This window comes from Bradyrhizobium sp. RT6a, assembly GCF_040547675.1.
Classification (GTDB): Bacteria; Pseudomonadota; Alphaproteobacteria; order Rhizobiales; family Xanthobacteraceae; genus Bradyrhizobium.
The window spans coordinates 169,521-183,707 of record NZ_JBEPQC010000007.1; the positions used below are offsets into that span (position 1 = coordinate 169,521).

At 64.5% G+C, this 14,187-nt stretch carries 13 protein-coding genes; 4 read left to right on the top strand and 9 right to left on the bottom strand.

Annotated elements, in window-relative coordinates; translation table 11 throughout:
- Positions 1-154: 154 nt before the first annotated feature.
- Genes ABIC03_RS30130 through cyoA form a run of 7 tightly spaced genes read right to left on the bottom strand, consistent with a single transcriptional unit; the run spans position 155 to position 7,062 of the window.
- Positions 155-688, bottom strand: a complete 534-nt coding sequence (locus tag ABIC03_RS30130) for a response regulator transcription factor (RefSeq protein ID WP_007599266.1) — start codon at positions 686-688, stop codon at positions 155-157.
- A complete protein-coding gene (locus ABIC03_RS30135; RefSeq protein ID WP_354063458.1) occupies positions 678-2,057 on the bottom strand; it encodes an ATP-binding protein in 1,380 nt (459 codons plus the stop codon). Before ABIC03_RS30135 ends, ABIC03_RS30130 begins: the two co-directional genes overlap by 11 nt.
- Positions 2,029-2,889 (bottom strand): SURF1 family protein, encoded by an 861-nt coding sequence (locus ABIC03_RS30140; RefSeq protein WP_354063460.1) that lies wholly within the window; start codon positions 2,887-2,889, stop codon positions 2,029-2,031. Before ABIC03_RS30140 ends, ABIC03_RS30135 begins: the two co-directional genes overlap by 29 nt.
- Positions 2,886-3,266: a cytochrome o ubiquinol oxidase subunit IV gene (gene cyoD / locus ABIC03_RS30145; RefSeq protein ID WP_354063462.1), complete on the bottom strand. Its 381-nt coding sequence runs from the start codon at positions 3,264-3,266 to the stop codon at positions 2,886-2,888. The genes ABIC03_RS30140 and cyoD overlap by 4 nt, the downstream gene beginning before the upstream one ends.
- Entirely contained in the window at positions 3,263-3,892 is a 630-nt protein-coding gene (gene cyoC, locus ABIC03_RS30150) for a cytochrome o ubiquinol oxidase subunit III (protein ID WP_354063464.1), read from the bottom strand. The genes cyoD and cyoC overlap by 4 nt, the downstream gene beginning before the upstream one ends.
- Positions 3,893-5,890, bottom strand: coding sequence for a cytochrome o ubiquinol oxidase subunit I (cyoB, locus tag ABIC03_RS30155; protein WP_354063466.1), 1,998 nt, complete (start codon positions 5,888-5,890; stop codon positions 3,893-3,895).
- Between the two features lie 11 nt (positions 5,891-5,901).
- Complete coding sequence (gene cyoA / locus ABIC03_RS30160) at positions 5,902-7,062, bottom strand: ubiquinol oxidase subunit II (protein WP_354063468.1); 1,161 nt, start codon at positions 7,060-7,062, stop codon at positions 5,902-5,904.
- A gap of 182 nt (positions 7,063-7,244) precedes the next feature.
- On the opposite strand from cyoA, the gene ABIC03_RS30165 reads away from it, so the two are divergent.
- Positions 7,245-8,570 (top strand): MFS transporter, encoded by a 1,326-nt coding sequence (locus tag ABIC03_RS30165; protein WP_007599274.1) that lies wholly within the window; start codon positions 7,245-7,247, stop codon positions 8,568-8,570.
- Positions 8,571-8,692: 122 nt separating this feature from the next.
- On the opposite strand, the gene ABIC03_RS30170 is transcribed toward ABIC03_RS30165, so the two are convergent.
- Entirely contained in the window at positions 8,693-10,084 is a 1,392-nt protein-coding gene (locus ABIC03_RS30170; protein WP_275172804.1) for a M48 family metalloprotease, read from the bottom strand.
- 134 nt (positions 10,085-10,218) lie between these two features.
- Positions 10,219-11,064 (bottom strand): thermonuclease family protein, encoded by an 846-nt coding sequence (locus ABIC03_RS30175; RefSeq protein ID WP_354063470.1) that lies wholly within the window; start codon positions 11,062-11,064, stop codon positions 10,219-10,221.
- A 208-nt stretch (positions 11,065-11,272) separates the two neighbouring features.
- On the opposite strand from ABIC03_RS30175, the gene ABIC03_RS30180 reads away from it, so the two are divergent.
- The 3 genes from ABIC03_RS30180 (at position 11,273) to ABIC03_RS30190 (ending at position 14,149) form a co-directional block, all read left to right on the top strand.
- Positions 11,273-12,478: an ABC transporter substrate-binding protein gene (locus ABIC03_RS30180; RefSeq protein WP_354063472.1), complete on the top strand. Its 1,206-nt coding sequence runs from the start codon at positions 11,273-11,275 to the stop codon at positions 12,476-12,478.
- Between the two features lie 124 nt (positions 12,479-12,602).
- On the top strand, positions 12,603-13,394 hold the full coding sequence (locus ABIC03_RS30185) for an enoyl-CoA hydratase (RefSeq protein ID WP_354063474.1): 792 nt from the start codon (positions 12,603-12,605) through the stop codon (positions 13,392-13,394).
- 2 nt (positions 13,395-13,396) lie between these two features.
- On the top strand, positions 13,397-14,149 hold the full coding sequence (locus tag ABIC03_RS30190; RefSeq protein WP_275172764.1) for a VOC family protein: 753 nt from the start codon (positions 13,397-13,399) through the stop codon (positions 14,147-14,149).
- The last annotated feature ends 38 nt before the right edge of the window (positions 14,150-14,187 follow it).

Consider the following 14,187-nt stretch of genomic DNA (forward strand, 5'->3'; position numbering starts at 1 on the left):
AAAAGCCCGGCCGCTTGGCCGGGCTTTTTGTTTTGGGCGCCGGATGATCTTGCTCGGTCCGTAGGGTGGGCTAGCCGAAGGCGTAACCCACCATGCTGCCGCAAAGAAGTGGTGGGTTACGCTTCGCTAACCCACCCTACAAAGTTGACCAACCTCACTTCACCGGCCGCTTCTCGAGCTTCCGCGCCAGCGTCCGACGGTGCATCCCGAGCCGTCTTGCCGCTTCCGAGATGTTGAAATCGGTCTCGATCAGGGTCTGGTGGATGCGTTCCCATTCCAGCGTTTTGATCGATGTCGGCCGGGCGTCGAGCGCGACCTCGGCATTGCCTGCAGCCTTGTTGAAGGCGGCCTCGATGTCGTCGGTGTTCGACGGCTTTGCCAGATAGTGGCATGCGCCGAGCTTGATGGCCTCGACGGCGGTGGAGATGCTGGCAAAGCCCGTCAGCACCACGATCAGCATCTCCGGATCGTGCGTGTGCAACAGCTCGACGCAGGCCAGCCCCGAGGCGCCGCCGAGCTTGAGGTCGACGACGGCATAGCCGAACGATCGCTCCTCCAGGACCTTCCGCACGTCCTCGATCGAGGCGGCGAGCACGACCTCGTAGTCGCGGCGCTCGAACGAACGCTTCAGGGTGCGGGCGAAGCCGGCATCGTCCTCGACGACGATGAGCGAACGGTCAGGCGTCAAAACTGCCTCCGATCGCGAGCGTGGCGAGCGGCAGCGTAAGGCGGACCGTGGCGCCGCGTTTCCTGTGGTTCTCGGCGGTCACGCTGCCCCCTAACTTGCGCACGACGTTTACCACCAGGAACAGGCCGAGCCCGCCGCCGGCGCGGCCCTTGCTCGACTGATAGGGCTTTCCGATCTGTGCCAGCATCTCCGGCGCAAAGCCGGGGCCGCGATCGCTGATCGACAGCACGAGATGATCGCCCTCGCGCCCGGCAACGAGCTCGACCCAGTCGCGCGAGACCTCGTAGGCGTTGTCGAGCACGTTGAAGATCACCTGCTTCAGCGCGACGTCCGAGACGATCGCTACGTCCTCGCCGAAGGTGTTGACGAAATATAGCGTGCGCGCCGAGCGCGCGTCGCGCCACTCTTCCACCAGCGCGGTGACGAAAGCCGCCACCGTCGTCGGCGACGATCCTTCGCCGCGGGCTTCGCCCGCCGACACCAGGATGCCTGTCACGATCGACTTGCAACGTTGCAGCGAGGTCTCCATCTCCGCCAGGTCCTCAGCCAGCTCCTGATCGGCGGCGAGGTCGGGCATGCGGCGCCAGTCGCCGAGGATGACCGAGAGCGAGGCGAGCGGCGTGCCGAGCTCGTGAGCCGCGCCGGAGGCGAGCAGACCCATGCGCACGATATGATCCTGCTCGGCGGCATGCTGGCGCAGCGCCGCCAGATGCGCGTCGCGCTCGCGCAAATTCCTGTTGATGCGGGTGACGAACACCACCAGCAGCACGGCATTGAGCACGAAACCCAGCAGCATGCCGGCCACCGTGAGCGTGTAGGTCTCGCTCAGCGGGTTCGGCGGCAGATCGAGCGGCCGGTAGGCGACGGTCAGCCAGACGAAGCTCGCGCAGGTCAACGCGACCAGCGACCAGGTCGAGCGGCCATCGAGCAGCACCGCGCCCAGCGTCACCTGGAGCAGGAACAGCGAGGTGAAAGGATTGGTAGCGCCGCCGCTGAGGTAAAGCTGCGCGGTCAGCGCGGCGACGTCCAGCATCAGGGCGACCAGCAGCTCGTTGTTGGTGATCGCGGCGCGATGGCGCACCCAGACGAGGCTGGAGATGTTGAGAAATATCAGTGCGCCGATCACCGCGCCCATGCGGGTGAGGGGCAGGGGAATGCCGAGCCAGACATGCACGCCGCCGATGGTCACGATCTGGCCGACCACTGCAGTCCAGCGCAGCTGGATCAGCAGCGCCATGTTCTTGCGGTTGGTCTCGTCGTCGGTCGGCGCAGCGCCGATCAGCTCGCTGCGCGCGTCCGCCTGCGATTGCAGCGTGACGGCGCCATGCGTTCTTCCGTCGTCAGGTGGGCTCGACGATCGTTCCAGCATCTGATCCCGTCCTGCGGGCGACAGCATCGGAGCCGCGGGCCGCTTCGTGGACGAAGCCGCTCCAGGGCTTCTTGCGGCGGAACAGCCCGCCGCCGAACGTGACGATAAGTCTGCCGGCCAGCATGAAAGCCAGGGCAAACCACGTCACCGCGTAGATCAGGTGGTTATTGGGAAAGCTGATCACGGTCAATCCGCCGATTGGGCCGCTGCCGGATTGTGATCGAGCGTCGGCATCGATGAAAAAGGGCGCGAAATGGTCGAGGCCGCGTGCCGCCGCAATCGCGGCGACATCCCGCGAGTACCACCGATTGTGTTCAGGCACGTTGGTTCTGAGGAATCCGCCCTTTGGCTCCGTCACGCGAAAGAGGCCGGTGATCTCGACCGGGCCTTGCGGATTGCCGTCCCGGCGCGTCGAGGCGTCGCGCCGGTCGGAGGGCACGAAGCCGCGGTTGACCAGGATCAGCGTGCCGTCGTCGCGCCTGAGCGGTGTCAACACCCAATAGCCCGGGCCTTCTTCGGTGACGGCCTGAACCAGCGTCTCGCGGTCATGCAGGAAACGGCCGCTGACGCTGACGTGCCTGTATTCGTCGCTTGCGGCGGAGACGGTCGGCCATGCCGCCGGCGAGGGGATCGGCTGGGCCTGAGCATGAACGCGCTGCTCGACGCGATCGATCAGCGCCAGCTTCCAGGCTCGGCGCTCGATCTGCCAGACGCCGAGCGCGATCAGAAGCGCAATAGCCGCGAGCGAGAGGACCGCGAGCCACCAGGACGGGCGCGCGGCCTTTCCGCGAGCCCCGTCTGTCTTGCTTGCCACGGCCCTAGTCTCGTTCATTTCATCCCGGTCATCTGGTGGATCGGCATCATGTTGCTGTTGAGGTGGTTCATCACCCACAGCGAACCGGACAGCGCGATCACCACCATGACGATGGTGAAGATCAGCGCCATCATGCTCCAGCCGTTTTCGGACGTCGTGTTCATGTGCAGGAAGTAGATCATGTGCACGACGATCTGCACCACCGCGAAGGCCATGATGACGAGCGCGGTGATCTGCTTGCTCGGAAGCGCGCCGCTCATCACCAGCCAGAACGGGATCGCGGTGAGCACGACCGAGAGCACGAAGCCGAGCATGTAGGTCGAGAACGAGCCGTGAGCGTGGCCATCGCCATGGTGGTGATCGTCCGCGTGGGCGGCGTGAGTAACGGTGTTCATCGCAGAACTCCCAGGAGATAGACGAAGGTGAAGACGCCGATCCAGACCACGTCCAGGAAGTGCCAGAACATCGACAGGCACATCAGGCGGCGGCGGTTGGCCTCGATCAGGCCGAACTTCCAGACCTGAACCATCAGGGTCACCAGCCAGATCAGGCCGCAGGAGACGTGCAGGCCGTGGGTGCCGACCAGGGTGAAGAAGGCGGACAGGAAGGCGCTGCGCTGCGGCGTCGCGCCTTCATGGATCATGTGGGCGAACTCCGACAGCTCGATGCCGATGAAGGCGGCGCCGAACAGCCCGGTGATCGCCAGCCACATCTGGGTCTGCGCGACCTTGTTCTGCTGCATCGTCAGCATCGCAAAGCCATACGTGATCGACGACAGCAGCAGCATCGAGGTGTTCACCGCGACCAGCGGCAGCTCGAACAGATCTTTCGGCGCCGGCCCGGCGGCGTAATTGCCGCCGAGCACGCCGAAGGTGGCGAACAGGATCGCGAAGATGAGACAGTCGCTCATCAGATAGATCCAGAAGCCCAGCGAGGTGCTGTAGCCTTCCGGATGCGGGTGTTCGTCGGCGAGGTAGAACACCGGTTCGCCGGTTTGCGTGGGATTGACAGCGACAGTCATTTACTTGGCTCCGGCGAGCAGTTTGGTGCGCGCGTCTTCGGCCCGGATGACGTCGTGGGCCGGAATGTCGAAATCGCGGTGATAGTTGAAGGTGTGACCGATGCCGACGGCGAGCATCGCGATGAAGCTCGCGGCCGCCAGCCACCAGATGTACCAAATCAGGCCGAAGCCCATCGCGGTGGCAAGGCCGGCAAGGATGATGCCGGTGCCGGTGCTGCTGGGCATGTGGATCGGCTTGAACCCAAGGAGCGGGCGCTGATAGCCGCGCTTCTTCATGTCCCACCACGCGTCATTGTCGTGAACGACGGGGGTGAAGGCGAAGTTGTAGGCCGGCGGCGGCGAGGAAGTCGCCCATTCCAGCGTGCGCGCATCCCAGGGATCGCCGGTGACGTCCTTGAGCTGATCGCGCCTGAGGAAGCTGACCGCGAACTGCATCAGCATCGAGAGGATGCCGAGGAAGACCAGGAAAGCGCCGATGCCGGCCACGATGAACCAGATCTGCAGGCTCGGGTCGTCGAACACACGGAGCCGGCGGGTCACGCCCATCAGGCCGAGCACATAGAGCGGCATGAAGGCGAGGTAGAAGCCCGTGACCCAGAACCAGAATGACAGCTTGCCCCAGAACGGGTCGAGCTTGAAGCCGAACGCCTTCGGGAACCAGTAGCCGATGCCGGCGAACGCGCCGAACACGACGCCGCCGATGATCACGTTGTGGAAGTGCGCGATCAGGAACAGGCTGTTGTGCAGGACGAAGTCGGCCGGCGGCACCGCGAGCAGCACGCCGGTCATGCCGCCGAGCACGAAGGTCAGCATGAACGCGATCGTCCACATCATCGGCAGCTCGAAGCGGATGCGGCCGCGATACATCGTGAACAGCCAGTTGAACATCTTCGCGCCCGTCGGGATCGAGATGATCATCGTGGTGATGCCGAAGAAGGAGTTGACGCTGGCGCCCGACCCCATCGTGAAGAAGTGGTGCAGCCAGACCAGGTACGACAGGATGGTGATGACCACCGTGGCGTAGACCATCGAGGTGTAGCCGAACAGCCGCTTGCCCGAGAAGGTCGAGGTCACTTCCGAGAAGATGCCGAAGGCGGGGAGAACCAGGATGTAGACCTCGGGATGACCCCAGATCCAGATCAGGTTCACGTACATCATCGGGCTGCCGCCGAAATCGTTCGTGAAGAAGTTGGTGCCGACGTAGCGGTCGAGCGAGAGCAGCGCGAGCACGACGGTCAGAACCGGGAAGGAGGCGACGATCAGCACGTTGGTGCAGAGCGCGGTCCAGGTGAACACCGGCATCCGCATCATGGTCATGCCGGGGCACCGCAGCTTGACGATGGTGCAGATCAGGTTGATGCCGGACAGCGTCGTTCCGACGCCCGCGACCTGCAATCCCCATATGTAATAGTCGACGCCGACATCCGGACTGTAGCCGATGTTCGATAGTGGCGGATAAGCCAGCCAGCCGGTACGGGCGAATTCGCCGATGAACAGCGAGGCCATCACCAGCACAGCGCCGCCGACCGTCATCCAGAAGCTGAAATTGTTCAGGAATGGGAACGACACGTCGCGCGCACCGATCTGGAGCGGCACGACGAAGTTCATCAGGCCGGTGACCAGCGGCATCGCCACGAAGAAGATCATGATCACGCCGTGGGCGGTGAAGACCTGGTCGTAGTGATGCGAGTTGAGATAGCCCTCCGAGCCGCCGAAGGCGAGCGCCTGCTGCAACCGCATCATCAGCGCGTCGGCGAAGCCGCGCAGCAGCATCACGATGCCGAGGATCATGTACATGATGCCGATGCGCTTGTGGTCGACGCTGGTGAACCACTCGCTCCAGAGATAACCCCAGACGCGGAAATAGGTCAGGCCGGCGACCATGATGAGGCCGCCGGTCGCGACCACGGCAAAGGTGCCGACGACGATCGGCTCGTGCAGCGGCAGCGATTCGAAGGTGAGCCGGCCGAAGATGAGCTTGAGAAGATCAGGAGACATGCGGGATCTCTTTACGAATCTGACTTCGGACGTTGTCCGAGGAAGAAGGACGAGGACTTCAGCGGCGTGAAAGTCGGCCGCTTCAGGCCGGCGCCGAGCAGCGGCGCGGTGTCGACAGGTGCCGTGATGGAGGCGGTGGTCCTGCCCTGCGGCGCCTCGGGCGTGCAGGTGCCGGCGACGAAGGTCGGCTCCGGCCCAAGCGCCGTGCCGCGGCGGGCGTACTTGTCGTAGGCCAGCGGCAGCGTGTTGTTCAGGCCCTCATGGCCGAGGCCCCCCTTGGCGTCGATCGCCATCATCTCGCTCTGGCACATCTTGCCGGTCTCGACGCACATGTTGAGGATCAGGCGGTAGAGATCGGAATCGATCGTGCCGTAGCGCCGCACCGGCTCGTTCTGGCTGGGCTTTTCGAGCTGGAGATATTCGGCGCGGCCGAGCGAACCGCCGCCGGACTTGGCGCTGGCGATCCAGGCGTCAAAGCCCTTGTCGTCGAGGCCCTGGAAGTTGAAGTGCATGCCGGAGAAGCCGGCCCCGCTGTAGTTCGCCGAAAAGCCCCGGTAGGTGCCGGCGTGGTTCACGACGGCGTGGAGCTTGGTCTCCATGCCGGGCATCGCGTAGATCTGGCCGGCCAGCGCGGGGATGTAGAACGAGTTCATCACCGAGGACGCGGTGATGCGGAAGTTGATGGGACGATCGACCGGAGCTGCCAGATCGTTGACGGTGGCGATGCCGTAGTCCGGATAGATAAAGAGCCACTTCCAGTCGAGCGCCACGACGTCGACCTCGAGCGGGGCCTTGGACTGGTCCACGGCGCGGTCGGCATGGATGCGGCCGAGCGTGCGATAGGGGTCGAGCAGATGCGTGCCCATCCAGGTCAGCGCGCCCAGGCAGACGATGATCAAGAGCGGCGCCGACCAGATCACCAGCTCGAGGCTGGTCGAGTGGTCCCATTCCGGCTCGTACCGGGCGTCGGTGTTGGACTGGCGGTAGCGCCAGGCGAACAGCACCGTCAGCGCCATCACGGGCACGACAATCAAGAGCATCAGGACGGTGGAGATGATGACGAGGTCGCGCTGTTGCGCCGCGATATCGCCGGCCGGCGCCAGCACGACGTAGTTGCAGCCGCTGAGCGCAACCGCCAGGGGTAGCAGCGCCAGAATCTTGAAACGGGACACGGGCCGAGCCTTATGAGAATGAGTTTCCTTTGCGGGCCCAAGGGGTAGCTGCGGCGCAGCAATCCGGACATTGGACAATTTGTCCAATGTTGCAGTGCGGGATGTTGCGCCAGACAGGCTTGGATTGCCTGGCGCCTCGCCGGGCGGTCGGCTTTGGTTTTCAGGACGTTAAGGGCGCACGAATGGCGATGGCACAGACCCCCGCAATGGCAGACCACTCGGGCGAGCACGGCCACGACCAGGCCAGTCCCGGCGAGATCGCCATCGGCGTCATCATCGGCCGCACCTCGGAATTCTTCGACTTCTTCGTCTTCGCGATCGCCTCGGTGATCGTCTTCCCGCGCCTGGTATTTCCGTTCACGAGCGAACTGACCGGCACCCTTTATTCCTTCATGATCTTCGCGCTGGCCTTCATGGCCCGGCCGATCGGCACCGTGATTTTCATGACGGTCGATCGCGAGTACGGCAAGACGGCCAAGCTGATCTCGGCGCTGTTCCTGCTCGGCACCGCCACTGTCGCGATCGCGTTCCTGCCCGGCTATCACGAGATCGGCGTTGCCGCGATCTGGCTGCTGGCGCTGGCGCGCATCGCACAGGGTCTGGCCTGGGGCGGCGCCTGGGACGGCATGGCCTCGCTGCTGGCGCTGAACGCGCCGCCTTCGAAGCGCGGCTGGTACGCGATGGTGCCGCAGCTTGGCGCGCCGCTCGGTCTGATCGTGGCGAGCGGGCTGTTCGCCTATTTCGCCGGGAATCTTTCGGCCGACGATTTCTTCGATTGGGGCTGGCGCTATCCGTTCTTCGTCGCCTTTGCCATCAACGTCGTGGCGCTGTTCGCGCGGCTGCGCATGGTGACGACGGAAGAATATGCCTCGCTGTTCGAGACCCGCGAATTGCAGCCCTCGCGCATCTCCGAGACCGTGGCGCGCGAAGGCCAGAACATCATGCTCGGTGCGTTTGCGCCGCTGGCAAGCTTCGCTCTGTTCCACATGGTCACGGTGTTTCCGCTGTCCTGGGTGTTCCTGTTCACCCGCGAAAGCCCGGTGCGCTTCCTGATCATCGAGATCGTCGCCGCCGTGTTCGGCGTCGGCGCGATCGTGCTCTCCGGTGTCATCGCCGACCGCGTCGGCCGCAAGTCGCTGCTGATGGGGTCGGCGATCGCGATCGCGATCTACAGCGGCTTTGCCCCGCAGCTGCTCGATGCCGGCGCGTTCGGAGAGACCATCTACATGGTGATCGGCTTCATCCTGCTCGGTCTGTCGTTCGGCCAGTCGTCGGGTGCGATCGCCTCGAATTTCAAGCAGGCGTATCGCTACACGGCCTCGGCGCTGACCTCCGACATGGCCTGGCTGTTCGGCGCCGGCTTTGCACCGCTCGTCGCCCTGTTGCTTGCGACCAATCTCGGCGTCATTGCCTCGGGTGCGTACCTGCTGTCGGGCGCGTTCTGGACCTTGCTCGCGCTCTGGCTCAGCGGCCAGCGCGAGGCCGGCGATATGGACGCGGGGCGCTGATCGGGCGGAGCTTGTAGGGTGGGCAAAGGCGCGTAAGCGCCGTGCCCACCATCTTTCAACAATCCTGATCGGGAATGGTGGGCACGCTTCGCTTTGCCCACCCTACGGCAGTTTAGCGTACATCAATCCGCCACAACCTTCACGCGATCGCGCACCTTTACCTGTGCGTTGCGATCGAGGCCGTTGAGGACGCGAAAACGCTCGGCCGGGTGATCGACGCCTGCCATGCGGTGGGAGAGCGATTCCACGGTGTCGCCGGGCTGCACGGTGATGACCTTGATGCGCAGCGGGCGCGCGGCCTGGATCTCGTCGAGCGTCAGGCGGCGGAATGAACCGACGGTCTCGCGCGCATTGCGCTCGCTCTCGGTCGACTTCTGGCGCGCCGCGAAGATGAAGCGGTAGACGTCGCTGCCGAAGCGCAGCGCATAGACCTTGAACTGCCACTGGTCGCCCTTGGCGGTGGCGGACGCAGCCGGAAAACCGTTGATGGTGATGTCCTCGGTGGAGGCCTTCTCGACACCCTCCATCCAGCCGGAATTCAGGTAATCGCCGAGCGACTGTTCGGCCGGCACCCGCACGACGTCGAAACGCATCGCCTGCGAGCCGCCGTCGCGCACGCCGATCACGGCCTGCGCAGTATTGTCCAGCGTAAAATTGTCCGGCGCCTGGAAGGTGAAGCCGAGCTTCGGATGCAGGAAGCGCCGGCCGCGGACAAAACCTTCGCTGGGATCTTCGCCGTAGACGAGGTTGTCGATCGCGGCGAGATAGGTCTCGCGGTCGCGCTCGCCGCCCTCTGGCGCGGCGTATTGCCGCGCGATGGTCTGCGCGTTCTGCACGCGCTCGGGCGTTGCCGGATGCGACGAGGTGAAATCCTGCGCGCGCGGATCGAGCGAGGTCTTGCCGACCTTCAGCTCGGCATTGCGCTCCATCGCCGAGAGAAAGCGTGCGGCACCATAAGGGTCGAAACGGGCCTTGGCGGAAATCCCGACGCCGACACCGTCGGCCTCGAACTCCTGATTGCGCGAAAAGCTCGCCATGGTCAGCTTGGTCTTGGCGAGCGCGAGCGCGGTGAGATCGGGATCGTTGCTCATGTCGGTGACGACGCGGGTGACGATCGCGGCCTGGCGGGCCTGGTCCTCACGCATCGCGGCGTGCTTGGACAGCACATGCGCCATCTCGTGGCTGAGCACGGAGGACAATTCCGACGTGTCGCTTGCGAGCGCAAGCAGACCGCGCGTGACATAGAGCTGGCCGTTCGGCAGCGCGAAGGCGTTCACCGCGCCGGAATTGAGAATCGTGACCCTGTAACCCTGGTCGGGGCGGTCGGACGCCGCGACCAGCCGGTCGACGGTCTTGCTGACGAGCGATTCGAGCCTTGGGTCGTCATAGGTGCCGCCATAGCTCGCCAGGATGCGCTCGTGCTCCTTCTCGGTGGCGGGGGTCTGCGCGACGGCGGGCTTCGGCTTGGGCATCGCGACGGTCGGCGGCGCCGCCGCGGTCTGGAAGCGGCCCATATCGCCGCAACCGGCAAGGGCTGAACCCAGCACGAGGCATAGCGCAGCCGGCGCTGCCCGCAGGCGGCGGCGTTCACCTTGTCCGTGCCGTCCTAGCACCCCATTCACGTCGCTTAACCCGTGCCTGGCCCCTTTTAGGGCCTTACCCCTGTCGGCTCGTTTGCGCCCAGCAACTCGATCTGTCCCACGAGGCGTACAGCGATACGCGGCCCCGTATTCCCCTCAGCCCAGCCCCGGACACGAATACGTTTATTTTCCAGAGACTTAAGAGCTATCCCGGCGCCTTCGAACGCGGGTACCATGCGCTTTGAAATAGTCACGGCGAAGCCGCGTGTCCAGTTTCGTCCGAAGTTGAGGTAGGTCATCGCCCCAGCTTGCCGGACCGACAGGACTTTGCCCTCGACCACCACAAAACGCCCGATCCCCGCCAAAATATCGTCCCGACTTTCCGCGTTTTTTAAGGCCAACGGGTCAGCCCAGTTGCCCTTTTTTTGGCGCCTCGCCTCGGCCTCCGACGCCATCAAGGCGGCTGCGCAGTCCTTATCGGCGATCTCGGCGGAGACGATGGCGTCGCCCTGGGCGAGGAGCGTCGCCTGCACGGATACGTCACTCTCGCCGACAAAGACCAGCGCGCCCTGGCGGCCATAGCGGTCCGGCGTGTCGTCGGCGCTGCGCAGGATCACGTCGCGCCCGACGAGCAGCGCGGTCAGCGCCTGCCTCGTGGTCGCGGTCGGCTCGATGCCGGTCAGGCGGATTTCCCGGCCGTCATCGAGCCGCAGACTGCGCGCATCGATCGCGGTGACGCGGCCTTCGCCTTGGGACTCGAACTGGCACGGGCTCGCGAATGCGCTCTGACTCGCGACGAGAAGGATTGCGATCAGGCGAAGCCGTTGCGTCACGTTGCCCGGTGAGGTTGCGTTGCGTGCCAGTCTTAACTCAAGCGTGGCGTGTCGCGAAGAGGCTTCGTCAGGCTCCGTCATTGCGAGCGCAGCGAAGCAACGAGGTGGAAGCAGTTGTCTGTACTTCGCCATTCCGCTTTGCGGAAAACATGCGCGCCAATCATGTCCTCGTAGCGTAGCTTCGCTTGCTGCGCTCTTGTGCATGCGGCATGATTGCGGCAACAGCTTTAACCAAGAGCAACAACCAAGCCGCCATCAGAGTACGGCGCGATAAGGGAGGTCTTTTTCGATGAAGCATGTTTTGTCGGGCATTTTTGCTGCTGCGCTGGCGCTGAGCGCAAGCGCCGTGCAGGCTCAGGACAAGCCGCCACTCAAGATCGGCGGCATCCTCGACATGTCGAGCCTGTATGCCGACATCACCGGCCCCGGCAGCGAGACCGCGGCCAAGATGGCCGTGGAGGACTTTGGCGGTGAGGTGCTCGGCCGCAAGGTCCAGGTGCTGGCCGCCGACCATCAGAACAAGGCCGATCTCTCCGCCAACATCGCCCGCGACATGCTCGACAATCAGGGCGTCGAGATGATCTACGACGTCGCGGCCTCCGCGACCGCGCTCGCCGCCGGAGAGATCGCGAAAGCGCGCAACAAGATCATCATGTTCAACGGCCCGGGCTCGATCCGTCTCACCAACGAGGCCTGCGGTCCCTATACCATTCACTACGTGTTCGACACCTACGGCCAAGCCAACGTGACCGGCCTTGCGGCCGTGAAGTCAGGCCTCGACACCTGGTACTTTCTCACTGCCGACTACGCCTTCGGCCAGGATCTGGAGAAGGACACCAGCGCCGTCGTGACCAAGACCGGCGGCAAGGTGCTCGGCAGCGTGCGCCATCCGCTAAACACGTCGGATTTCTCGTCGTTCCTGCTCCAGGCGCAGGCTTCGAAAGCCAAGGTGATCGGGCTTGCGAACGCCGGCGGCGATACCGTCAACGCCATCAAGCAGGCGGCCGAGTTCGGCATCACCAAGGGCGGCCAGAAGGTCTCGCCGCTGCTCGCCTTCGTGACTGACATCGACTCGATCGGGCTCGAGACCGCGCAGGGCCTGTTGCTTGCGGAGGCCTTCTACTGGGATCTCAACGACGACACCCGCGCGTTCTCGAAGCGCTTCCAGGAACGCATGAAGCGGCCGCCGACCTCGGCGCAGGCTGGCGTCTATTCGTCCGTGACGCACTACCTGAAAGCGGTGAAGGCGGCCGGCACGACCGACGCTGCGACGGTGATGAAAGTGATGAAGGAGACGCCGATCAACGACTTCTTCGCCAAGAACGGCAAGATCCGCGAGGACGGCCGCATGCTGCACGACATGTACCTGTTCGAGGTCAAGAAGCCGTCGGAATCCAAGGGCCGCTGGGATGACTACAAGCTGCTCGCCACCGTGCCCGGCAGCGAGGCGTTCCAGTCGCTGGAGCAGTCGCGCTGTCCGCTGGTGAAGAAGTGACGGCGTGACGTCAGTCACGACGTCATCCCGGGGCGCGAAGCGAACCCGGGATCTCGAGGTTCCGGGTTCGCTTCGCGAGCCCCGGAACGACGGAGATACAAAACAACAACAAGGGAGACGCCCCATGAGTAACGACATGGTCCTGCAAAAGCTCGAAGGCGGGCTGCTCACCATCACCATGAACCGGCCCGAGCGGAAGAACGCGCTCAACCCGGACATGGTCGCCGGGCTGGTCGTGGCGGCGCGGCGCGCGGCGGATGATCCGGAGGTGCGCGCGGTCTTGTTCAAGGGCGCGGGTGGCAGCTTCTGCGTCGGCGGCGACGTCAAGTCGATGGCGGAGGGCCGGGCGCCGCTTCCGTTCGAAGTGAAGATGGCGAACCTGCGCCGCGGCATGGAGGTGTCGCGCATCCTGCACCAGATGCCAAAGCCTGTGGTGGCACAGCTCGACGGCGCGGCCGCCGGCGCGGGTCTGTCGATGGCGCTGTCGTGTGACCTCCGCGTCGCCTCCGAATCCTGCAAGATCACCACCGCCTTCGCAAAAGTCGGCTTCTCCGGCGATTACGGCGGCACCTATTTTCTCACCCAACTCCTCGGTAGCGCGCGGGCGCGCGAGCTCTATCTGACCTCGCCGGTGCTTTCCGCGAAGGAAGCGCATGCGATCGGCATGGTGACGAAGGTCGTCCCCGACGCCGAGATCGATGCGGCCGCGCACGAGCTCGCGCTGTCGCTGGCGCAGGGGCCGTCGATCGCGCTCGGCTTCATCAAGCGCAACATCAACAATGCCGAGCATCTGGCGCTGGAGGATTGCTTCGATGGCGAGGCGATCCACCATACCCGCTGCAGCGATACCGAGGATCACAAGGAGGCCGCAAAGGCGTTCGTCGAGAAGCGCAAGCCGACCTTCAAGGGCGCATGACGATGGCGCCCTATATGCGGTTGCGACAGATCTGCCTGGTCGCGCCGCAGCTCGCGCCCGTGATCACTGACATCGCTGATATCATGGGCCTCGCTGTCTGCTACCGCGACGGCAACGTCGCGAAATACGGCCTGGAGAACGCGCTGCTGCCGGTCGACACGATCATGCTGGAGGTGGTTGCGCCGTTCAAGGACGGCACCACCGCCGGCCGCTTCATCGAGAAGAGCGGCGGGCGCGGCGGCTACATGGCGATCTTCTGCTGCAACGATCCCGACGAGCGCGGTCGCAATGCCAACGCGCTCGGCGTGCGCACCGCCAACGTCATCGACCACGCGCCCTATCACGGCGTGCAGCTCCATCCCCGCGACTGCCGCGGCGCCTTCATCGAGTTCAACCACACCGAAGGCAGCGACGACATTTTAGGGCCTTATCCGCCGGCGGGGCCGGACTGGCAGAAATTCATCCGCAAGGACGTGACGCAGGCGTTGACGAGCGTGGAAATGCAGAGCCCGGACCCGAAAGGGCTGGCCGAGCATTGGGGCAAGCTCATCGGCGTTGCGCCGAGTGGCGATGCTGAACTGGCGCTGCCCAACGCGACCTTCCGTTTCGTGAAGGGCGCCAGCGAAATCATGAGCGCGCTGGAGTTTCGGGTGGCGGATACGGCGCGCGTGTTGCACGCCGCCAGGGCAAAGGGTCTTGCGGTCGCGGGCGATGAGTTCCTGCTGGGCGGGGTGACGTTCCGGCTTGTTGCTTGATCGCTTGGTGGGGCGGAAGTAGTTGTCACAATCAACGC

Coding starts and splice junctions, on each gene's coding strand:
- ABIC03_RS30135 (WP_354063458.1), bottom strand. CDS start 2,057: ATGCTGGAACGATCGTCGAGCCCACCTGACGACGGAAGAACGCATGGC.
- ABIC03_RS30140 (WP_354063460.1), bottom strand. CDS start 2,889: ATGAACGAGACTAGGGCCGTGGCAAGCAAGACAGACGGGGCTCGCGGA.
- cyoD (WP_354063462.1), bottom strand. CDS start 3,266: ATGAACACCGTTACTCACGCCGCCCACGCGGACGATCACCACCATGGC.
- cyoC (WP_354063464.1), bottom strand. CDS start 3,892: ATGACTGTCGCTGTCAATCCCACGCAAACCGGCGAACCGGTGTTCTAC.
- cyoB (WP_354063466.1), bottom strand. CDS start 5,890: ATGTCTCCTGATCTTCTCAAGCTCATCTTCGGCCGGCTCACCTTCGAA.
- ABIC03_RS30165 (WP_007599274.1), top strand. CDS start 7,245: ATGGCGATGGCACAGACCCCCGCAATGGCAGACCACTCGGGCGAGCAC.
- ABIC03_RS30170 (WP_275172804.1), bottom strand. CDS start 10,084: ATGGGCCGCTTCCAGACCGCGGCGGCGCCGCCGACCGTCGCGATGCCC.
- ABIC03_RS30175 (WP_354063470.1), bottom strand. CDS start 11,064: ATGACGGAGCCTGACGAAGCCTCTTCGCGACACGCCACGCTTGAGTTA.
- ABIC03_RS30180 (WP_354063472.1), top strand. CDS start 11,273: ATGAAGCATGTTTTGTCGGGCATTTTTGCTGCTGCGCTGGCGCTGAGC.
- ABIC03_RS30185 (WP_354063474.1), top strand. CDS start 12,603: ATGAGTAACGACATGGTCCTGCAAAAGCTCGAAGGCGGGCTGCTCACC.
- ABIC03_RS30190 (WP_275172764.1), top strand. CDS start 13,397: ATGGCGCCCTATATGCGGTTGCGACAGATCTGCCTGGTCGCGCCGCAG.